This is a genomic window from Microbacterium sp. NPDC087868 (assembly GCF_044900755.1).
GTDB classification, from domain to species: Bacteria; Actinomycetota; Actinomycetes; order Actinomycetales; family Microbacteriaceae; genus Microbacterium; species Microbacterium galbinum.
In genome coordinates this window covers 19,630-40,913 of record NZ_JBJDNO010000005.1, presented here as the reverse complement: position 1 = coordinate 40,913, position 21,284 = coordinate 19,630, and the positions used below count along the sequence as shown (strand labels likewise).

Sequence of the window (21,284 nt, the reverse complement as noted above, 5' to 3'; positions counted from 1 at the left end):
GCATGTGGACTCGCGATGAAATGGCGGCCATTGCCGCTAGCGAATTAACCGATGGCCAGTATGTGAATCTCGGTATTGGAATCCCCACGATGGTGGCCAACAACTTGCCGGAAGGCGTTTCGGTCAAGCTGCAAAGCGAAAACGGCCTGCTGGGCATGGGTCCCTTCCCCTATGAAGGTGAAGAAGATGCGGATCTGATCAATGCAGGCAAGCAGACCGTGACCATCCTGCCCGGCGGCAGCTTCTTCGATTCGGCGACCTCCTTCGGCATGATCCGCGGCGGCCACGTCCAGACCGCGATCCTCGGCGCCCTGCAAGTGGCTGCCAATGGCGATCTGGCCAATTGGACCATCCCGGGCAAGCTGGTCAAGGGGATGGGCGGCGCCATGGACCTGGTCGCCGGCACCCCGCGCGTGATCGTTCTGACCGATCACGTGGCCAAGGACGGGACATCCAAGATTGTGGAGAAATGCGACCTGCCGCTCACCGGAGTCGGCGTGGTCAACCGCATCATCACCGACCGAGCAGTGTTTGATATAGAAAACTCGACCTTGACCCTGCGTGCAGTAGCCCCGGGTGAAAGCGTGGAAACCATCAAGGAAATCACGGCAGCAGAATTTGCCGTGGATATTGTGGAGGATCTGAAAGCATGACAGCAAAGATTGTGGGCTACGCCCGTACCCCATTCGTGAAATTCAACGGCGCCTTCGCCGCTGTTCCAGCCACCGAGCTCGGCGCCCATGCCGGCAAGGCCGCGCTGGAACGTGCCGGAGTTGATCCCAGCGAGGTCCAGCAGGTCATCGCCGGCCAGGTGCTGCAAGGTGGCGCCGGCCAGAACCCGGCCCGTCAATCCGCTGCGGGTGCCGGCATTGCGCTGGACGTTCCGGCCATCGCCGTGAATGCCGTATGCCTCTCAGGTGCCGAGGCCGTTGTGGCAGGAGCCCGCCTGATCAATAGCGGCGAGGCAGACGTTGTCCTGGCTATCGGCCAGGAATCCATGTCGCTGGCTCCGCATGTGCAGCGCGCCCGTGCCGGAACCAAGTACGGTGCCATTGAACTGATTGACACCCTGGAATACGACGGCCTGACCGATGCTGCCGAGAAGCGTTCGATGGGCGCTTCCACCGAGGAGCACAATGCCAAGTTGTCGATGACCCGCGAGGCCCAGGATACGGTCTCGGCCGCATCCCACCAGCGCGCTGCCGCGGCCCGAGATTTCGCAGCCGGCGAGATTGAGCCATTTACCATTTCCAGCCGTCGCGGCGACACCACGATCAGCGAAGATGATGGCATCCGCGAAGCAACCACCGTGGAATCCTTGGGCAAGCTGCGTCCGGCCTTTGCCAAGGAAGGCACCATTACCGCGGGCAACTCCTCGCAGATCACCGACGGCGCAGCAGCCGTGGTGCTGGCCAGCGATGCGGCCATTGAGCGCCTGGGCCTGGAGCCGCTGGCTGAAATCCTCGCGCACGCTTTCGTTGCCGGCCCGGACCGCACCCTGCACGAGCAGCCATCCAATGCCATCAGCGCAGCCCTGGAGAAGGCCGGCGCCAAAGCCCAGGATCTGAAGGCCGTCGAAATCAATGAGGCGTTCGCCGCTGTTTCGGTGCAGTCCACCAAGGCACTGGGTCTCGATGCCTCCATCGTGAATCCGCATGGTGGCGCGATTGCCCTGGGCCACCCGATCGGCGCTTCCGGTGCACGCATCATTGGCACGTTGGCCCGCCAGCTCCACGAGATGCCGGCCGGCTCGCTGGGCGCCATCGGCATCTGCGGTGGCGGCGGCCAGGGCACCGCAATGGTGCTGCGTTCGCTGTAGCCGCTGTCCGATTAGCCGGTGCGGTTGGGTCTGTCGGGATCCAACCGCACCGGCTTTTCCTTTTACCGGTGAAGTGAAAGGCGGAACTCGCTCCTTAACCCGCCGCATGTTTCTTAACTGGACTTTGTTCTTCCACTTACTTGTTATGTAATTGGAAGGTCATATTCCAATTGTTCGACTTTAAGTTTCCAAGAACGCCCGGATGTGACGCCATCATCGCACCATGTGAGGACTCACCTTGGAAAATACGCAATTGCCTGATGATCCGAAGGTGCCACCGGCACCTTCGGATCCATTGCCAGCGCCGGCGGCACCGGCGAACCCGTTCCAGAATGCCGGGCAGAACCGGCAGGTCAGGAAATTCACCAACGCGGTCCTGGAACTGAAGTCCCGTGCCAGCCTGCAGCTTCTTGGATTCCAAGCCGGCGCCATTGCGGCCATTGGCATCGTCCTGGCTCTTTGCTACCTGATCCCCCTGGCCTCAATGGCCAAGGAGATCGGTGGCGGCAGCTCCGCTGAATTCAACGTGGCGTCCCAGCTCAATTCCTTCAAGGCCTTCATCATGGTCTTCGGTGCCGTCCTGGGCGGCGGGCTGAAGATCACCGGATCCGGGGGCGGATTCGGCATGTTCGGCGAGCTCAGCCTCGCATTCGCCCTCGTTTCGGTCACCTCCATCGTGGCAATCTGCGCCGCGAACTACCTGATCGTGCGCAAGCTGCGTCGTGGCGCACGCAACGGCGGATGGAAGAGCGCTGCATTGGCCTCCGGACTGCACGCGCTGGTCCTGTCGTTGGTCTTCCTGGTCATTGCGCTCTTCGGGAAGCTCAGCATCCAGGGTGGCGAATTCTTCTCCGCCGCGGTGTCCCCGCGATATGCAGGTGTCTTCTTCACGATTGCCTTGGCCGTTTTCTTCTCGCAGTTCCTTGCCACCGCGCCCCAGCGCGCCAACGCCGGATCCCCATTGCTTACCGGGGTCCGCGAGGCCGTGGCCCTGGCTGTTTCGACCTTGGCCGCTTTCGCCTTGGTCGGCATCATTGCCGCATTCACCCAGCGTCCGGATGACATGCCCTGGAGCTTGGGCCTGATCCTGCTCCCGCTGCTGGGAACCATCGGTTCATATGTGGCAGCGCTGGGCTTCCTCGGGGCGCTGGCTCCGAATGTCTCCGGCATGGCCAGCTTCCTGGGCGAATACACCGCCGATGCCCTGCCCGAATCCGTCCTGCGCATCTGGGATATCGCCGACGGCAAGGGTGCTTGGCTCCTGGTCCTGAGCGTCCTCCTGGTACTCCTGGCGGCTATCCGTATTGGCGTGCACCGTGGTCGACTGGCCACTGGTTTCAACCTGCAGCGCGCTTGGCAGCTGCCAGTAGCGGCTTTGGTCCTGTGGATGATTCTTGCCGGGCTGACCAACATCTCCCTGGGTGGCGCCATCACCGCCAACGAGATGGGCAACATGAGCGGCAGCATGTCCTACGGCATCACCTGGTACTCGGTGATCTTCCTGGCACTCGGGGCCGCAGTTGTCTCGCTGCTGGCAGAAGTCCTGCCCTTGCAGGTCTACCGCTTCGCCCCATCCCTGCTGGCAGTGATTGCCGGCAAGGACGCCGCAGCGCGATGGATTTCCGGCCAGGCACCCGCCGTTGCTCCGGCTTCGCCGCTTGCAGCCGCACCCAGCCAGGCTGCTCCAGTTGCCGCCGCAGCCCAATCCACCCCTGCCGCGGCCGCCAACGGCCAGCCGATGGCTGGTGAACCGGCTCCGGCGCTGGCCCCGGCCTCGGAAGAGTCCAAGAAGAAGGCCAAGGCCGTTGGCTTCTCGGTTCTTGCGCTGGCAGTCATTGCCGGTCTGGGCTTCGGTGCCATCGCCTACCTGAACGGGCAGCGCAAGCCGGAAGCTGAAGTTGAGAAATACCTCGCGCTGCTTGCCGAGGGCCAGGCCGGCAAGGCGACCGAGATGGTCGACCCGGGGATCGACAACGCCTCGCGCGTCCTGCTCAGCGACGATGTCCTGGGCAACGCCAAGCAGCGCTTGGAACTCGTTGATGTCATCGAGGAATCCAAGGGCAAGGACTCGGCCCGTGTGCGAGCGATCTACTCCATCAACGGCGAGCGCCACGAACGCTCCTTCAATGTCGACGCGGGCGACAAGGACTTCGGCCTGCTCGATACCTGGGTGCTCAATGAATCATTGATTGTTCCGGTGGAGATCACCTCCGATAAGAGCTCGGAAGTCACTGTCGGCAAGGCCAAGGTCAAGCTGCTTGAAAGCGAGGACTACTACGGCGAGGGACGTTCCTTCACCGGCAGCTTCTACGCCTACCCGGGCATCTATGATGTCTCAGCGCCTGGCAACGAATACCTGACGAGCGAAGCCCAGGAATTGCGCGTCAACCATCCTGATTCGCAGCCGGCACAGGCGGCGCTGGTTACGACCACCACCCAGAAGCTCGACGAGCTGGTTCTGGATGAGGTCAAGAAGTTCGCCACTGCCTGCGTAACCGTTCCAACCAATCTCGATGAAGGTTGCCCGAGCACCTTGCAGTCCAAGGACATCGCATCGTTCTCTGTGAAGTCGCATGCTGAAAGCGTGGCCATCGAGGAATCGGGCAGTTTCTCAAGCTCCGAGATCGTCTTCAAGTACAAGCTCAATGACACGGAGTTCATTGATTACGACGAAGAAGAGCTCACCCGCAGCTTGACGGGCAGCGTGGATTGGTACGGCGAGAAGCCCCAGGTCACCGTCGAAGGCGCATCCTGGTGGTAAGCCGCTGCTTCAGCTGTTGCTAGCCCGCCGCTGACTAGAACGCAAAGCCGCGTGCCGGCCATGATCCATGGCCGGCACGCGGCTTTGCCCTTCGCTTCCTAATGCCACAGCGGTTCGCGCGAGACGTGGTTGACCAGTAGCTGCGCATCCAGCTCGACATAGGTTCCATTGGCCATGCGCGGATTGCTTTCGCCGGTGAGCGCGGCGATTACCGAGCAGATCAAGGCGCTGTGGCTCACGACCATCACATTCTGCCCGGGATGCTGATGGCAGATCTTGAACAATGCGTTCACTGCACGCCCCACCAGATGCTCTTCGGTTTCTCCGGTGCCAACCAGCAGCTGGCGCTGTTCGTCGGCGCCATCGGCCACCAGGGTGCCTTCGAGATCGCCGAAGTCCTGCTCCATCAGTTCCTGGTTTTCGTGCAGGGCACGGATGCCCAGGCTATTGGCGAGGATCTGCGCTGTTTGGCGGGCACGGAACAACGGGGAGGAATACACCGCGTCCCAAGGGCCTCCGGGCGCCAACTGCGCGGCCAGCTGCTGGGCTTGGCGGATGCCGGTATCGTTCAGTGGCAGGTCGCTGCGTCCATGCAGGCGTCCTGCCTTGTTCCATTCGGTCTGTCCGTGGCGGATCAGGATCAGTTTCTTCGCGCTCATCGTCTTCTTCTTTCTGGCATGCACCGAAGCATCAGGTGCCCGGTGCGAAGTAGCGTTCTTGGAGTCAGTTGCCGGTCTGCGAACTCTTGACCGGCGCTGGCAGCGGGGTGCTGGCGTGCAGCGCGGCGTACTGGCCGCTGGATGCAGCGAACGCGTCGACCGATTTCGCCCCGACCTTGATGACGTTGAATCCCGCTGCGGGCTCGTCAACGATCTGCGTCGGGGCAAATGGATTCATGTTGTAGGACACTGCAGGAGCCATGAACACCGGGGTGCTCAACAGCTGGCTGGTGGACGCCTGATGGTAGTGGCCGCAAAGGATTGCACGGATATCGCTTCCGGCGGCGATGGCCGCCAGCTCCATCGGGTTCTCCAGCCCGCGGCCGGCGCGGGCTTCATTGGCGGCTTCCACCGGAGGATGGTGCAGCAGCAGCAGGGATCCGCGCGGCGCCGGAACCGCCAGCAGCGAGGCAAGCCAATCGAGCTGCCGCTGTTCCAAGCGTCCCCGGGCCAACTGGAATCCCCCGCTGTCCAAACCAATAATCCGAAGCCCCAGGACCTCGTGCACCGTGTCGGCTGGATGCGGACCGGTGGACAGGCGCCTGGTGTTGAAGGATTCTCCAATCGCGCCCAACGGATCATGGTTGCCCGGAACGGTGATGACCGGACAATCCAGTTCGCGCTGGGCCTGGTTGAAGATCCCTGCGGCCCGCTCATGGATGTCCGAACCGCGGTCTGCGATATCGCCGGTCACCACTATGGCATCCGGATCCAGGCACGCGGCTGCTTCCAGCGCCTGTTCTGTTCGTTGCCACGAATCAATGGATCCGTGAAGCAGCTGCCCTTCGGGACGCAGGTGGGTGTCGCTCAATTGGATTATCGTCAGAGGTTCCATTTTTCCTCCTTCACGGCTGCTGCATTTCATCCCATTGAACGCCGGGGTTCTGGCCAGCAGGTGAACAGGGTGTCGACGCCATATGAAGTCCTGAAGAATCGGGGTTTTGCCGATAATCGGACAAATGGGCCATGGAAGGCAGGTAAAACTGGCTGACACATGCTTTCTGGCGCATATGAACGGCGAGTAGCATCCAAAACGACTAATCTTAGAAGAGAAGATTTGAATCCACCGAGGAGCTATATCCATGACCGGCAGCAAAGTCGTCGCCTTTGGCCACTTCCAGCCAGAGCGCATCGTCCCTAACACCGAGCTGGAAAAGTTGGTGGAAACCAGCGATGAATGGATCACCCGACGTGTCGGCATCGAAGAACGCCGCTGGGGAACCGGTGTTGAAACTGTAGACTCCATGGCCATCAAGGCCGCAGAGATGGCGCTGGGCAACGCAGCTGGCATCAAGGCAGCCGATATCGACATGATCATCGTCGCCACCTGCACCGCTACGGACCGTTCGCCGAACATGGCCGCACGCGTAGCTAACGCCCTGGGCATGGACCAAGGGCCGGCAGCGGTGGACGTGAACGTGGCTTGCGCAGGCTTTGCCCACGCCGTTGGCCTGGCCCAGGGCGCCATTGCCGCTGGCTCGGCGACGAATGCCCTGGTTATCGGCTCGGAGATGCTCACCGACTACACCGACTTCACCGATCGCACCACCTGCGTGCTGACCGCGGACGGCGCTGGCGCTTTCGTGATCACCGCATCGGAGGACAACGGCATCTCGCCGGTGGTCTGGGGTTCGGTTCCGTCCCTGTCCGATGCGGTGCGCATCGAAGAGGAAAACAACATGAAGTTCGCGCAGAACGGCCAGAGCGTTTACCGCTGGACCGTCACGCAGCTGCCGAAGATCGCTTCGAAAATCATCGACCGTGCCGGCATGAAGCCTGAGGAGCTGGACGCCATTGTCCTGCACCAGGCCAACCTGCGCATCATCGAGCCATTGGCAGAGAAGATCGGCGCACCGAACGCGCGCGTGGCCACCGATGTGGTGTACTCGGGCAACACTTCGGCCGCTTCGGTTCCGCTGGCTCTTTCCAAGTTGATGGCTTCGGATGAGCCATTGCCTTCGGGTTCCAAGGCGTTGCTCTTCGCCTTCGGTGGCGGCCTGGCTTACGCCGGCCAGATCATCACGATCCCTTAAGTATTTTCGCCATGAGTGGGCGCTACGGCATTTTGCCGTGGCGCCCACTAGTGCTTTAACGGCGCCTTCCGCATCAGCCTAAAAAGCTGCTCCGAATCCCTTGCAACAACGCGTTAGTGACTGCTAACGTATTTTTCATGCTTGATCTACTGGAAGTCGCTTCCGAGCCAACGCGCAGGCGCTTGATTCAGTTGCTGGGTTCCGGGGAACGCACGGTGACGGAACTGGCCGCGAACTTCGCCGTCAGCCGCTCCGCCATCTCGCAACACCTGCTGCTGTTGATTGACGTAGGACTGCTGCAAGCCCGCAAGGATGGCCGCAGCCGCTACTACTCGCTGGACCCTGCAGGCATCACGAAGCTCAAGGCCCTCCTTGACTCGTTCTGGAATACCGAACTCGACCTGCTCGTTGCCGAGGCCGCCGAATTGGCGTCGTTCAATGGGCCACTGCACCAGCCACCAGGAGAAAAGCCATGAGCTTTGAACGAACAGTCATCCTCCCCGTTGACGCCGACACCGCCTTTGCACTGGTCACCAACCCGGAACGCCTTCGCCGCTGGCAAACCGTTGCCAACCGCGTTGACCTGCAGACCGGCGGCAACTACCGCTTCACCATGGGTCCGGGCCACCAGGCCTCGGGCACTTTCACCGAAATCGAGCCCGGCGAGCGCCTGGTCTTCACCATGGGATGGGAAGGTTCGGATGCCGTTCCGCCCGGCGATTCGACGGTTTTCATCACCCTGGAACCGCTGGATCAGGGCACGGCCCTGACCTTGCGCCATGAGGGGCTGGACGCCGAGCAGTCCTCGGGCCACGCCGAGGGATGGAACCACTTCCTGGATCGGCTGAAGGAGTTTGCCGAAACCGGCGAAGCAGCCATCGACGAGTGGAACGCCGTGCCCGAGCCGCAGAATCCGATCGTTTCCGCCGAGGGCTCCGTGGCAGCCCTGCAGTTCATCCTGAACAACATCTGCGCAGCGGACCTGGCCAAAGCCACTCCCTGCTCCGAGTTCTCCGTGAGCGAGCTGCTGGATCACCTTGCGGGTTCGGTCTCGATGATCGGCGGTGCCCTGGGCGCTGCGGTATCCGATGACCCGGCTCTGGCGCCGGAAGCACGCATCGCCAACCTGGTGCAGCCGACCCTGGAGGCTTTTGCCGCTCGCGGCGTTGCCGGCGAGATTGATCTCGGATTCGCTGTCATGCCGGCTTCAGTGGTTGCCGGGATCCTGAATCTGGAACTGATGGTTCACGGGTGGGACTTCGCCCAGGCGACCGGCCAGGAGTTCGCGATCCATCCTGGCCACGCGGAATACGTACTGGGCTTGGCACGCAAGACTGTGGGACCGGCTCAGCGCACCTCCGGCTCCTTCGCGGAAGAAACCATGGTCGCCGAATCCGCCAGCAGCCTGGATCGCCTGATTGCGTTCACCGGCCGCGTTCCCGCAGGAGCCTGAGAACCTCCCATGGTTGATGCCTCCACGAGCATCGCTATCGACCGGCCACGTTCGGTGGTGGCCGGCTACGCGATGAACCCGCTGAACGCTCCGGCGTGGTACCGGAATATCCACTCGGTGCGCCGGCTGGATCCCCATGGCTTCGGCCTCGGATCACGCACCGCCTTCGAAGCCAGGTTCCTTGGACGGAAGCTTTCCTACACCTACGAAGTCACCAGGTTCGCGCAGAACGAGGAACTGGTCATGGCCACCGCGCAGGGCCCGTTTCCCATGCGCACCACCTATCGCTTCGAAGCGATAGGGCCAACGGCGACTCGGGTCCAGCTGCGCAATGACGGCGAGCCAACTGGCTTCGGCAAACTGGCCGGCCCGCTGATGGAAATGATGATGCGGCGAGCCAATATGGCTGATCTCCGGGCGCTGAAAAGCATCCTGGAGAAAGACTGAGGACCAGCGGCGAACACCGCGGATACCTTGCCTGTGGCATCGTGTCCGCGGTGTTCGCGCGTCACTGACCTGAGCATTCCCGATTGCTCCAGTTCCCGACTTGACGTTAAGTGGATCACACCCCAGACTGGTACACGTGAACCTGTCTGACAGCTGGACACCCGGACAGCAACCGATCGAACGACGATCCGCTGCCGAAGGCGTCTTCCATGCACTCCGCCTAGCCATTGAAGCCCAGGAAATCGCCATCGGCGCGAAACTGGGATCCGAAGCTGCCCTCGCGGCCGACTACGGCGTGAGCCGCTCGGTCATCCGCGAAGCGCTGCGCTCCTGCGCGGCCCTGGGCCTGACCCGCACCGAAACCGGGCGCGGCACCTTCGTGGTCTCCCACCGGCCCACCCGCGAGCTGAAACTGGGCACGTTCTCCTCCGACGACCTGCACGAAGCCCGTCCGCATATCGAGATCCCGGCTGCCACCCTCGCCGCCACCCGGCGCACCGCCGAGGACCTGGAGCGGATCAGCGGGCTGATCGAGGCGATGGAGCAGGAAGACGACCCGGCAGCCTGGGTCGAGCTGGACGCCGCCTTCCATGCCGCGATCGCCCAGGCCAGCGGCAACTCGGTGTTCTCCAAGGTCGTCGCGGACATCCGCGAGGCCATGGCCCGCCAGTCCGAGACCGTGAACCTGGTTGCCGGCCGCCGGTCGCCGTCGAACTCGGAGCACCAGGAAATCTACCAGGCCATCGCCGCCCAAGACCCGCAAGCGGCCAACAATGCGATGGCCAAGCACCTCAATGCGGTGCAGCAAGCAGTATCCACCATAGTCAGGAGCAAGAAGTGACCCCCGCCGATCCCCAGACCCTGCGCGCTTCGCTGGTCGTTGAGGCACTGCCGCAGCACGAACCGCTGGTCATCGCCACCCGCGGCGAGGCCGTGGAGTCCATCCACTACGGCTCGGCCGTGCTGCTGGATCCCGCCGGCTCCATCGCCGCCAGCCGCGGCGATGCCCAGGCCGCGTTCTACCCGCGCTCGGCGCTCAAGCCGCTGTTCGCCGTGGGCATGCTGCGCGCCGGACTGCAGCTCGACGACCAGCAGCTGGCCTTGGCCTCGGCCAGCCACTCCGGGAGCCCGCGCCACCTGCAGGTCGCCGAATCCACGCTGGCCGCCGCCGGCCTGGACCACACAGCGCTGCGCAATTCCACCGACCTGCCCTACGGCGTTGCCGAGCGCCAGGACTACCTGGCCGCTGACGGCAAGGCCACCGCGCTCGCGCAGAACTGCTCGGGCAAGCACGCCGCACTGGCGGCCCTGTGCGAGCTCAAGGGCTGGGACACCGCCAACTACCTGCACGACGAGCGCCTCCTGCAGCTGCTGCAGGACACCGTGGAGGATCTTTCGGGCGAACAGATCTCCGGGGTGAGCACCGACGGCTGCGGCACCCCGGTCTACCGGATGACCCTGGCCGGATTGGCCCGCGCCTTCGGCAAGCTGGCCAGCGCCGCGCAAGGCACCGCCGAGGCACGCGTGGCCGCGGCAATGGCCGGCTACCCGGAACTGGTAGCCGGCGTTGGCCGCGATGTCACCGCCCTGATGCGCGCGGTGCCCGGCTCCGTGGCCAAGGACGGTTTCGAGGGCATCCAGGCCGTGGGCCTGCCCGATGGCAGCGCGCTGGCCGTGAAGATCGCCGACGGCTCGGACCGCGCCCGGATGCCGATCACCGCCAAGCTGCTCGCCGAGCACCTGGGCTCCGAGGCCGCATTGGCCCTTGAACCGCTGGCTACCAGCCCGGCCTTCGGCGGCGGTGCGCCCGTGGGCCTGCTGGCCGCACTGTAATTTTTTCCGTTCCAACCATTTCAACGAATCCTGGAGAAGAATCCACCATGCCTGAAACCTTGCTCAGCGGCCAGACCCGCAGCGAGCATGACCTGATCGGCGACCGCGATATCCCGGCGGATGCCTACTGGGGCGTGCACACGCTGCGCGCCAAGGAGAACTTCGACATCACCGGCACCGAGCTGTCCGGCAACCCGCACCTGATCCGCGCATTGGCGCGCGTGAAGCAGGCCGCGGCGCGTGCCAACCACGAGCTGGGGCTGCTGGACGCCCAGCGCGCGAACGCCATCGACCAGGCCTGCGAGGCCATCGCCGGCGGGGCGCTGCATGGGCAGTTCATCATCGACCCGATCCAGGGCGGGGCCGGCACCAGCACCAACATGAACGCCAACGAGGTCATCGCCAACCTGGCGCTGGAAATCATGGGCCATGCCAAGGGCGAGTACTCCTTCTTGCACCCCAACGACCACGTGAACCTCTCGCAGTCCACCAACGACGCCTACCCCACCGCGGTGAACATCGCCACGCACTTCGCCACCCAGCCGCTGCTGGCAGCCATCGAGGTGCTGCAGGATTCGTGCATCGCCAAGGCCGCCGAGTTCCGCACCGTGGTGAAGATGGGCCGCACCCAGCTGCAGGACGCCGTGCCGATGACCGTGGGCCAGGAGTTCCGCGGCTGGGCCGTGACCCTGGGCGAGGACCGGGCGCGGCTGGAAGAATCGCTGTGCCTGGTCACCGAGATCAACCTCGGCGCCACCGCCATCGGCACCGGGCTGAACGCCCCGGCCGGCTATGCCGAGGCCGCCTGCCGCCACCTGCGCGAGCTGACCGGCCTGCCGCTGACCACCAGCCCGGACCTGATCGAAGCCACTTCGGATGTGGGCGCGTTCGTGCACCTCTCGGGCGTGCTCAAGCGCGTGGCGCTGAAGATCTCCAAGATCTGCAACGACCTGCGCCTGCTCTCCTCCGGTCCGCGCGCTGGCCTGAACGACCTGCAGCTGCCGGCCGTGCAGTCCGGCTCCTCGATCATGCCCGGCAAGGTCAACCCGGTGATCCCGGAAGTGGTCAGCCAGATCGCCTACCAGGTGGTGGGCCACGACTTGACCGTGACCATGGCCGCCGAGGGCGGGCAGCTGCAGCTGAACGCCTTCGAGCCGGTGATCGTGCACTCCATCGGGCTCTCCCTGAAGCACCTGGCCAACGGCTGCCTGACCCTGGCGCACAAGTGCATCGACGGGATCACCGTGGACGAGCAGGCGCTGCGCCGCGAGGTGGAGAACTCCATCGGCCTGGTCACCGCGCTGAACCCGCGGCTGGGCTACGCGGCATCCACCTCGGTGGCCCTCGAAGCGCTGCACACCGGGCGCGGCGTGGCCGAGCTGGTGCTCGAACGCGGCCTGCTCTCGGCCGAAGACCTCAATGAGTTGCTCTCCCCCGAGCGCCTCGCCAACCTCACCGACTAGATCCGAGGAATCATATGGATAATTCCACTCCGCACGCCACCGCGGCGCACGTCCCCGATGCCGCGCTGACGGCCGGCGACAACGATTACCACAAGGGCCTGTCCTCCCGGCAGATGCAGATGATCGCCATTGGCGGCGCCATCGGCACCGGGCTGTTCATGGGTGCCGGCGGCCGGTTGGCCGAAGCCGGACCGGGCATTGTCATCAGCTACGCAGTCTGCGGCTTCTTCGCCTTCCTGATCCTGCGGGCGCTGGGCGAACTGGTCATGCACCGCCCGTCCACCGGTTCCTTCGTGTCCTACGCCCGCGAGTTCTACGGCGAGAAGGCGGCCTTCGCCACCGGCTGGCTGTACTGGCTGAACTGGGTAATGACCGCCATTGTCGATATCACCGCGGTGGCCCTGTACATGGGCTTCTTCGGCAAGTACGTGGGGTGGATCAGCTCGGTGCCCCAGTGGCTCTGGGCGCTGCTGGCGCTGGCCGTGGTGCTGGCCATGAACCTGATCTCGGTCAAGGCCTTCGGCGAGATGGAATTCTGGTTCGCACTGGTCAAGGTCGTGGCCCTGGTGGCCTTCCTGATCATTGGCTGCTACTTCGTCATCTTCGGCACGCCGCTGGCAGGACATGAGGTCGGCTTCTCGCTGCTCAGCTCCAATGGCGGGCTGCTGCCCAATGGCCTGCTGCCGGTGCTGGTGCTGATGCAGGGCGTGGTCTTCTCCTATGCTTCCATCGAGCTGATCGGCACCGCCGCGGGCGAAACGGAGAATCCGGAAAAGGTCATGCCCAAGGCGATCAACACCGTGATCATCCGCATCGCCGTATTCTACGTCGGCTCGCTGGTGCTGCTCTCGCTGCTGCTGCCCTACACCGCGTACAGCGCCGGGGAATCGCCGTTCGTGACCTTCTTCGGATCCATCGGCGTGCAGGGCATGGACGTGGTGATGAACCTGGTGGTGCTCACCGCGGCGCTGTCCTCGCTGAACGCCGGGCTCTACTCCACCGGGCGCATCATGCGCTCCATGTCATTGAACGGCTCGGCGCCGAAATTCGCCGGGCGGATGAACAAGGCCGGGGTTCCCTACGGCGGCATCGTGATCACCGCTGTGGTGGCCGTGTTCGGCGTGGTGCTCAACGCCGTGGTCCCGGCCAAGGCCTTCGAGATCGTGCTGAACTTCGCGGCCATCGGCATCATTGCCTCCTGGGGGATGATCGTGCTGTGCCAGATGGCGCTGGTGAAGTCCGCCAAGCGCGGCGAGCAGCAGCGCCCCGGCTTCCGGATGCCGCTGGCTCCGGTCTCCGGCTGGGTCACCCTGGGCTTCCTGGCCCTGGTGCTGGTGATGATGGCCTTCGATAATCCCATCGGCACCTGGACCATTGCCTCGCTGGTGGTCATCATCCCGTTGATCATCGGCGGCTGGTACTTGTGCCGCGGACGGATCAACGAGATCGCCAAGGCGCGACTGCACAACGAGCAGCCGGCCAACCAGCGGTAGCAGGATCCCGGGACCGGCCCGGAAGCAGCCCCGCGCTGCTTCCGGGCCGGTCTTTTCTTGCGTTCCGGGCTTGGCCTAGCCCTTGACCGGCTGCACGCTGAGCAGGATTTCGCGCACCAACGCGTATTCCTGGGTATCCAGGAACTGCTGCGCCTGCTGCTTCACCGGGTCATCCGGGACGCCGTGGTCTTCCAGATAGTCCTCTTCGACCCACATCATCGGCGACTGCTCGCCGACCTTGAAGAAGTTCAGATCCGGGTTCTCATTGCGCTGGGCGAGCACTTGGTCATCGACCAGGGCAATATCGAACCCGGAATCCTTCTCGCCATCTTCCTGGCTGGTCGATTCCCAGAACTCGGCAATGAGGCTGGCGGGATGGAAGCCGGTGCCAGCTCCGGGGTCCGGCAGCTCTTCGCGGTCCAGTAGCTCCCGCTCGTACAGCGACATGTCCCCATCCGGCGAGGTTGCCGTGGTGGGGATCAGCGTGAGCACATGCTTGCCCTGCGCGTCCTTGATCTCCCATTCATCCCATTCGGTGCATTCACCCTCGCAGTCATCCCCGGTGGCGGTCCACTGCTCCGGGGTCATGAACTGGACGCTATGCACTTCATGCTCTTGGCTCAGCTCGGGCGCCGCCGTGCTTGGCACATCCGGGCTTTCGGCGCCTGGCGATGGGCTGGATTCGGGACTCGAAGCCTCCGGCGAGCTGGCACTTGCCGATGGCGATGCGCCGCTTGGCGCAGGGTTCTGGCTGGGTGTCGAGTCCGGCTGGACTCCCTGGCAGGCAGCCAGCATCAGGGCTGCTGCGCACATCATCGGGAGCGCGCCGAGACGGGTTCTGGCACGGTTCATCTTTTCCAACTCCTTGATCCATGATCCGGTCATGCAGCTGACATCGCGAGCTCCCCCATTGAATTCATCCTCCACTCAATTGCAGGTTTTTCCAATAGCGGCGGCATCACGCCTTGGTTGCAAGTTGTCCCGATCTTGTTGCCGATGCCAGGTAATTTTCGATTTCCGGTAGTGCCCAGCCGCGAACAGTGGCAAGATATGTGAAGTGGAACACTCTAAGCATTCATTTCATAATTTAGATTCATTTATTGGCCTGGGCCGCCTCGGCGGCCTGGCGCTCTCCCCCGACGGCACCAAGCTCGTCACCACCCTCAGTGAGCTTTCCGAGGACGGGACGAAATACGACAGCGCCCTTTGGTCGCTGGATCCCAAAGGCGAAGCACCAGCACGCAGGCTGACGTTCGGCGAGCACGGCGAATCGCAACCGCAGTTCACCGCCAACGGCGACCTGCTCTTCGTGGCCAAGCGCTCGTCGAAGGAAGACGCCAAGGCCGAAGGCTGGATCCTGCCGGTAGCAGGAGGCGAAGCCCGCTCGGTGATTTCCCACCCTGCCGGGGTGCAGTCCTTGCGGATCTGCCAGCAGTCCCCGCAGACCATCGTGCTGCGCACCTCGGCTTTCTCCCGCGCCAAGGACCTGGACGCCGAAGCGGCACTGCGCACCGGCCGCAAGGACAAGAAGGTCTCGGCGATCCTGCACACCGGCTACCCGGTCCGCTTCTGGGACGAAGATCTGGGCCCGTCCACCCCGCACTACTACACCGGGTCCCTGCCGGGCCTGCAGGACGCCACCAGTACCCAGCTCACCGACCTCACCCCGGGCATCGGCGCGAATCTGGAGGATACCTCCTACGACGTTGCTTCCAATGGCAGTTTCCTGGTCACCGAATGGCAGGTTCCCGAAGGCCGGGCTTCCTCAGCCCCGGGAGTGATGCGCATCGACCTGCACACCGGCGCCCACGAAATGCTGCTGGCCCCCGACGACACGTACGAATATACGCTGGGCAAGATCAGCCCGGATTCAACCCAGCTGGCCTACGCCCGCTGGGAGCGTTCCACCGCCGATACCGCCCCGGTCTTCGAGTTGTGGCTGATGGATCTGGCCGACGGCGCCACCCACCGGATCGCCGCCGGCTGGGACCGCTGGGTCAATGACCTGCAGTGGGTTCCCAACGGGCGCTCGCTGCTGCTGACCGCCGATGACAACGGCCACGCACCGGTCTTCCATCTGAGCCTGTACAACGACAAGATCACCCGGCTCACCGATGACGGCGCGTACACCGATCTGGCCATCAGCAGCGACTCGCGTACCGCCTACGCGCTGCGTTCCAGCTACCTGTACCCGGCCGAACCGGTGGCCATCGACCTGGCGCACACCGGGGACCTGGAGCCGGGCGAATTCGCGGCCTTGACCGAGCTGCGCTCCCCGGTCTCCCGCCCGGCCCTGCCCGGAACGCTCACCGAGGTGTCAGCCACCGCCGATGACGGGTCGAGCATCCGCGCCTGGCTGGCCCTGCCCGCCACCGCTTCTGCCGCCGACAAGGCGCCGCTGCTGCTGTGGATCCACGGCGGGCCGCTGGGCTCTTGGAATGCCTGGAGCTGGCGCTGGAGCCCGTGGCTGCTGGTGGCCCAGGGCTATGCCGTGCTGCTGCCGGATCCGGCCCTGTCCACCGGCTACGGCCAGGAGTTCATCCAGCGCGGCTGGGGCCGCTGGGGCCAGGAACCGTACACTGACCTGCTGGCCATCACCGATGCCGCCGAGGCGCGGCCGGACATCGATGAAACCCGCACCGCCGCCATGGGCGGCTCCTTCGGCGGCTACATGGCCAACTGGGTGGCTGGGCACACCGACCGCTTCAAGGCCATCGTCACCCATGCCAGCCTGTGGGCGCTGGAAGGCTTCGGCAAGACCACCGACGCCGCGTTCTACTGGACCCGCGAGATGAGCCCCGAAATGCGCGAGCAGAACTCGCCGCATCATTCGGTGGGCAGCATCGTCACCCCGATGCTGGTCATCCACGGCGACAAGGACTACCGGGTGCCCATCGGCGAGGGCCTGCGCCTGTGGTACGAGCTGCTAGCCGATTCGGGGCTGCCCCAGAAGGAAGACGGCAGCACCGAGCACCAGTTCCTGTACTTTCCGGATGAGAACCACTGGGTGCTGTCCCCGCAGCACGCCAAGATCTGGTACCAGGTAGTCACCGAGTTCCTTTCCCAGAAGGTGCTGGGCAACGCGCCGCAGGAACTGCCCGAGCTGCTGGGCTAGAACCGCGCAGTGCCGGACTGCCGGGGCGGAGTCATTTCTGTCCCGGCAGTTCCACTGGCGCTGGAGCATCTCCCCCGGCACCGCGGCTGGCCAGCACCAGCGCCTTGGCCCGCCGCGCCACGTCGGCATCGCGTTCGCCCAGCAGCGCTACCAGCCGGGCCAGATGCGCCGTGCGCTGGGCATAGCCGGCGGCAAGGCGCTGGCCCAGGGTCATCGAGGATAACTCCTGGGCTTCGCGCCACGCCATCATCAGGGCACGCTCGAACAATCGCTGCCCGGCCTCGTCCGCATTCGGGGCCGCGATCGCGCCGAGCACGGCCACCGCATTGATCTGCGAATCCTCCAAGCCCATGGCCAGCTCCTCCAGCTGCCGGCGCGAATGCTGGACGGACCGCGCGCCGCGGGAGAACCGGGTCAGCTGCGAGGTCGCCCCGAGCAGGTACTGGAGGACCTGGACCACGTTGACCACCGTGAAGAACAGCATGAACACGAGCATCCAGTACAGCAGCGAGGTGCTGTAGTCCGGCTGCTCGTACCCGGCCTGCTTGAGCACCACGGCGAAGTCTTCGGCCGCGCTGGCAGCTTCCATGGCCGGATAGTTCGACTCGTAGATGCTTCCATGCTCCCACCCGCCGGTCGTGCCCCAGGAGGCGGTGCCGCTGATGACTGCCCCCGAGATCAGCCCGGGGACGATTCCCTTGCCCTCGTCGGTGATCAGCAGCGGGATGATCGTCAGGTCCTCGGGCAGCTCGCCGTTGGCCGGATCCGCGCGATCGGAGTATTCGTCCTTGATCCGCAAGATCGCTGTGCGCACGCTCTCGGGCGTCGAATCACGGTATTCCGAGCCGTCGAAGTGCTTGAGTTCCAGGTAAGCTTCGGCATCGCGCACCGCAACCAGGATCTGCTGCGGAGTGTCGAAGTCCTCTTCCATGTACCGGCGGATCTCGGCTTCGTCAACCAGCTTTCCCTGGTCATCGATGTCAAGTTCCATCCCCCGCCCGGACCCCTCATAGGTGCGCCCGGGCTCGCTGGCTACCGAGGACACGATGACCCCCGCGGCGATCAGGCTGCCCAGCAGCAAGGCAGAGAGCAGGCCGGCCGTCCACGCCCGGCGCAGCTTGGGCGGTTCATCGCCCTCGGCGCCGACGGTGCCGGCGAACTTGGCCAGCGCGCGCCGCCAAGCACCGGGCTCGCGCGGCATGCCGTCTGCCTCCTGATCGGCCTGAAGCGTATCGCCGAGAATCCCGCGGGCCAGCGAGTTCGCCGTGGCGATCTGCGCCAGCGCACCCTGCTTGGATACCGGAGGCAAGCCCAGGCTGGAGCGCAGCTCATTGTGCTGGGCGCCGATCTGGGGCACCGGCTGCTGCAGGCCCCGCGGATACCGGCGCAGCCGGGCAGCGATCTTCCCGGCGAGCTTCGCCAGCCGCCGTTCGGCCTCGGCCCAGCGCTCGATGGCGGTGCGCTGGCTGGTATCGCCATGGGCGGCATTGAGCAGTTCGCCGAGGGCACTGCGGAAATCCGCCAGGTCCTTGCCGGCCACCATGGTGCCCGGGGCGGTGTCCAGCCGGATCAGCAGCGCCGTGGCCGCATCGTTGATCGGGCTGCTGAGCTTGTCGAAGGTGGATCCGTTGCCAGCCAGGTGCGCATGCACCGAGCCGGCGCCCATCAGCGAGTCGGCCAGTTCCGTCAGCTTGCGCGTGTCGGCCTCGAAGGCCGCCAGCTGCTGCCCGGTGCTCTGTTCCAGGCATTCGGCCCGGGTGAACAGCGAGCGCACCAAGGGCGCTTCGCGGCGGGCGGCATCCAGGGACAGGGATTCGAGCTGCCGCCACGCCTTGGTGAAGCCGGCAGGACGGCGCGATTGCTCGGTGGCCTGGTAGGTGGCTTCCAGTGCTTCGAGGTCTAGGAGCACGCGGGCCAGCTTGCGCTGCGCCGCGGCCAGCCGCCGGTGGCGCGATGCCCACCGCGAGCGGTAGCGCAGGGCGCTGGCCAGGAACGCGGCGGTGAGCATGGCGCTCGCACCCACGGCCGCGAACCAGAAGATCGCCGAGCTGCTGGGCGAATTGTCCAGCAGCACGGCGGCAGTATGCGCGGCGGCCACCGCCGCCTTGGGCCCATGGCCTACCGAAACGTTCTTGGTGAAGGCGTGCTCGATGTCGAAGCGCAGGTCGGTATGCGCGTCGTCGGATGCTGCAAGGCTGCGGTCCAGGCCCACCCCGGCGAAGCGCTGTTCAGCGTCGCTTAGCCCGGGATCCCTGTTCTCCATCCTGGTCGAGACGATGATCTGGTTTTCCGGCACCTGCCCGCGCAGCAGTTCATCACCCGTGAGCCAGCGGTCGGTGATGACCAGTTCCAGCGGGGCCGTGGCACGCACCGGGTGCCGGGCCAGCTCGGCGTCCACCGTCTGCTGGGTGATGTTGAAGCCGTTATCGCCGCGGACCACCACCTGGACCTCGTAGGGGTCCGGGACGTTGGCTGCCTGCACGGCCAGCACCGCGCGCACGCCCAGCGCGGTGGTCACCAGCGCCATGATGATGGCGGCGATGGCGGTCCAATGGAAGGGGCGGTGCAACCGCCGCCCGGTGGAATCGTGCATCAAGCGGGCCGGCATCAGCGGGTCCCGCTTCCTGGCGCGAAATTCCGGAGCACCCCGATGGGATCGTCCTCCATCGGATCGGTTTTCCGCTGCGCGCTTTCCATCGACTCGCCCAGGCCGTGGGGAATCTTCAGCCTCGCCTGGCCGGCTTGGGCCAGTGCATCGTGCAAGACGCCATCGAGTTCGTCGCGCAGTTCCCACAGCCTGTCCAGGATCCCCGGGGCCGTATCCGCGCCGCTACTCCTGCGGCTCAGGCGGGTGTGCAGCAGCTGCAGCTCATCGGTATGCGTGATGATCACGGTGCGCGCGGCCTGCGCGCAAGCCAGTTGCCCGGCACCGGGAAGATCGAGGAACAGCGCCAGGTCCTCCAGCCGTGCACGGTGGTATTCGAAAATCCGGTTCCAGGACTCGCGCGAATCCCGTGGCCGTGCCGTGAAGGCATGGGCCAGCTGCACCGCGCCGCGCAGCAGCGAGAGCTCGTGCTCGCGGTCGCGCAGCTGGGCCAGCTGCGCTTCGGAGACCTGCTGTGGCTGCGGGGAATCCGGGTCCGTGTCCAGTGCGCGCAAGGCGCCTGGCTGGGAGCCGGCCCGTTGCCTTTCAAGTTCTGCCATCACCTGCGCCAAGCGGCTCTCCTGCGGCAGGCCGGGATTGGGCACCGGATGGCGGCCCAGGTAAATGCTTGCTCGCTGGATCCGTGATTCGAGCAGCTCGGCCTCCTTGTTGCGATCGGCGGCGGCTGCCTGCCGGGCCTTGCGGCGCTTGGCACGCCAGGCCCATGCGAGCAGGAATGCAATGGCCGCGGCGAGCGCGCCCACGGCGATCACCTTGGCCAGTGTCCGGTCAGGCGGTGCCTGCAGCTGCTGCGTGGTGGCCAGCGCGACGGCGGTGATCCCCGCGGTGTAATCCCCGGCGGCGAACTCTCCCTGCCCTGCCTCCAGGATCCGCTGCTGGCTTCCCGGTGCGGTTTCGCGCACGTCGCGCCCGGGATCCACGGCGATTTCCACCGGATCCCCGGCTTTCTCGGGAAGCATCACGCCGATGGCGATCCAGCCTTCCCCGACATAGCCCAGGGTCTTTCCGTTCTCCAGCCAGTCATCGCTCAGCGCGTCGCTGTCGCCGAACATCAGCATCCCGCGCACCAGCTGCCCGGCGCCCTTGAGGTTGTTGGGTTCTTGGTCCACCCCGAGCAGGATCTTCGCATCTTGTTCGCCCACGGCCTGCCGGACCTGGTCCATGATGCTTTCCGAATCCACCTCATCGAGTGCCGCGTCGGTGACCGCCAGATAGAAGTTCCCCTCTTGGGAGCTCACCGAAGGAATGCGGACGGTGCCTTCGTCTTCGGAATCCCCGCCGGGTGTCGCCGAGGGGTAGACCGGTGCCGGCGATGGCGCCTCTAATTGGGCGGCTTGCGCGCTTGTCAAGGACGGGATGCTGCCCGCGCCGAGGCCAAGTCCGAGGCAGACCGCGAGCATGCTTGCCAGCAGGGCCCTGCGTGGTACCGGCGGTCCGAGGCGGCGGGGACGAGTCATGGAAACTACTGTATCAACAGGGGTTC

General features: G+C 64.9%; 17 protein-coding genes. 12 read left to right on the top strand and 5 right to left on the bottom strand.

The features are described 5' to 3' along the window. The first annotated feature begins 2 nt into the window (after window positions 1-2). From ACI2JZ_RS16700 to ACI2JZ_RS16690, 3 genes are all read left to right on the top strand, one after another. Window positions 3-653 (top strand): CoA transferase subunit B, encoded by a 651-nt coding sequence (locus tag ACI2JZ_RS16700; protein WP_105656234.1) that lies wholly within the window; start codon window positions 3-5, stop codon window positions 651-653. After that, on the top strand, window positions 650-1,819 hold the full coding sequence (locus tag ACI2JZ_RS16695) for an acetyl-CoA C-acyltransferase (RefSeq protein ID WP_404598615.1): 1,170 nt from the start codon (window positions 650-652) through the stop codon (window positions 1,817-1,819). The genes ACI2JZ_RS16700 and ACI2JZ_RS16695 overlap by 4 nt, the downstream gene beginning before the upstream one ends. Before the next feature lie 238 nt (window positions 1,820-2,057). Continuing rightward, window positions 2,058-4,580, top strand: a complete 2,523-nt coding sequence (locus tag ACI2JZ_RS16690; protein WP_404598614.1) for a hypothetical protein — start codon at window positions 2,058-2,060, stop codon at window positions 4,578-4,580. 98 nt (window positions 4,581-4,678) lie between these two features. Here ACI2JZ_RS16690 and ACI2JZ_RS16685 read toward each other — a convergent pair whose 3' ends face one another. Both ACI2JZ_RS16685 and ACI2JZ_RS16680 read right to left on the bottom strand, forming a co-directional pair. Further along, a complete protein-coding gene (locus ACI2JZ_RS16685; RefSeq protein WP_404598613.1) occupies window positions 4,679-5,239 on the bottom strand; it encodes a histidine phosphatase family protein in 561 nt (186 codons plus the stop codon). Window positions 5,240-5,303: 64 nt separating this feature from the next. Next, window positions 5,304-6,134 carry a metallophosphoesterase gene (locus ACI2JZ_RS16680; RefSeq protein WP_332498835.1) on the bottom strand — a complete coding sequence of 277 codons (831 nt, stop codon included), beginning with the start codon at window positions 6,132-6,134 and terminating at the stop codon, window positions 5,304-5,306. A gap of 247 nt (window positions 6,135-6,381) precedes the next feature. On the opposite strand from ACI2JZ_RS16680, the gene ACI2JZ_RS16675 reads away from it, so the two are divergent. The 8 genes from ACI2JZ_RS16675 (at window position 6,382) to ACI2JZ_RS16640 (ending at window position 14,021) form a co-directional block, all read left to right on the top strand. Further along, the gene (locus tag ACI2JZ_RS16675) at window positions 6,382-7,332 is read left to right on the top strand and encodes a beta-ketoacyl-ACP synthase III (protein ID WP_105656229.1); all 951 of its coding nucleotides are present in this window, start codon (window positions 6,382-6,384) and stop codon (window positions 7,330-7,332) included. A gap of 137 nt (window positions 7,333-7,469) precedes the next feature. Continuing rightward, window positions 7,470-7,808, top strand: coding sequence for a metalloregulator ArsR/SmtB family transcription factor (locus ACI2JZ_RS16670; RefSeq protein WP_332502965.1), 339 nt, complete (start codon window positions 7,470-7,472; stop codon window positions 7,806-7,808). Further along, window positions 7,805-8,785 (top strand): TIGR03086 family metal-binding protein, encoded by a 981-nt coding sequence (locus ACI2JZ_RS16665; RefSeq protein WP_404598611.1) that lies wholly within the window; start codon window positions 7,805-7,807, stop codon window positions 8,783-8,785. Before ACI2JZ_RS16670 ends, ACI2JZ_RS16665 begins: the two co-directional genes overlap by 4 nt. A 9-nt stretch (window positions 8,786-8,794) precedes the next feature. Next, window positions 8,795-9,232, top strand: coding sequence for an SRPBCC family protein (locus ACI2JZ_RS16660; RefSeq protein WP_402696875.1), 438 nt, complete (start codon window positions 8,795-8,797; stop codon window positions 9,230-9,232). A gap of 136 nt (window positions 9,233-9,368) precedes the next feature. After that, the gene (locus ACI2JZ_RS16655; protein ID WP_105656225.1) at window positions 9,369-10,073 is read left to right on the top strand and encodes a FadR/GntR family transcriptional regulator; all 705 of its coding nucleotides are present in this window, start codon (window positions 9,369-9,371) and stop codon (window positions 10,071-10,073) included. After that, the gene (locus tag ACI2JZ_RS16650; protein WP_404598609.1) at window positions 10,070-11,065 is read left to right on the top strand and encodes an asparaginase; all 996 of its coding nucleotides are present in this window, start codon (window positions 10,070-10,072) and stop codon (window positions 11,063-11,065) included. Before ACI2JZ_RS16655 ends, ACI2JZ_RS16650 begins: the two co-directional genes overlap by 4 nt. Window positions 11,066-11,112: 47 nt before the next feature. After that, on the top strand, window positions 11,113-12,528 hold the full coding sequence (locus tag ACI2JZ_RS16645) for an aspartate ammonia-lyase (protein WP_332488849.1): 1,416 nt from the start codon (window positions 11,113-11,115) through the stop codon (window positions 12,526-12,528). A 14-nt stretch (window positions 12,529-12,542) separates the two neighbouring features. Further along, window positions 12,543-14,021, top strand: coding sequence for an amino acid permease (locus ACI2JZ_RS16640; protein WP_105656223.1), 1,479 nt, complete (start codon window positions 12,543-12,545; stop codon window positions 14,019-14,021). 75 nt (window positions 14,022-14,096) lie between these two features. On the opposite strand, the gene ACI2JZ_RS16635 is transcribed toward ACI2JZ_RS16640, so the two are convergent. Next, complete coding sequence (locus ACI2JZ_RS16635) at window positions 14,097-14,948, bottom strand: hypothetical protein (RefSeq protein ID WP_105656222.1); 852 nt, start codon at window positions 14,946-14,948, stop codon at window positions 14,097-14,099. A 130-nt stretch (window positions 14,949-15,078) separates the two neighbouring features. On the opposite strand from ACI2JZ_RS16635, the gene ACI2JZ_RS16630 reads away from it, so the two are divergent. Then, window positions 15,079-17,136: a S9 family peptidase gene (locus ACI2JZ_RS16630; protein WP_404598605.1), complete on the top strand. Its 2,058-nt coding sequence runs from the start codon at window positions 15,079-15,081 to the stop codon at window positions 17,134-17,136. Between the two features lie 31 nt (window positions 17,137-17,167). On the opposite strand, the gene ACI2JZ_RS16625 is transcribed toward ACI2JZ_RS16630, so the two are convergent. Next, the gene (locus ACI2JZ_RS16625) at window positions 17,168-19,729 is read right to left on the bottom strand and encodes a hypothetical protein (RefSeq protein WP_404598603.1); all 2,562 of its coding nucleotides are present in this window, start codon (window positions 19,727-19,729) and stop codon (window positions 17,168-17,170) included. 14 nt (window positions 19,730-19,743) lie between these two features. Continuing rightward, on the bottom strand, window positions 19,744-21,258 hold the full coding sequence (locus tag ACI2JZ_RS16620) for a hypothetical protein (RefSeq protein ID WP_402696867.1): 1,515 nt from the start codon (window positions 21,256-21,258) through the stop codon (window positions 19,744-19,746). Between the last annotated feature and the right edge of the window lie 26 nt (window positions 21,259-21,284).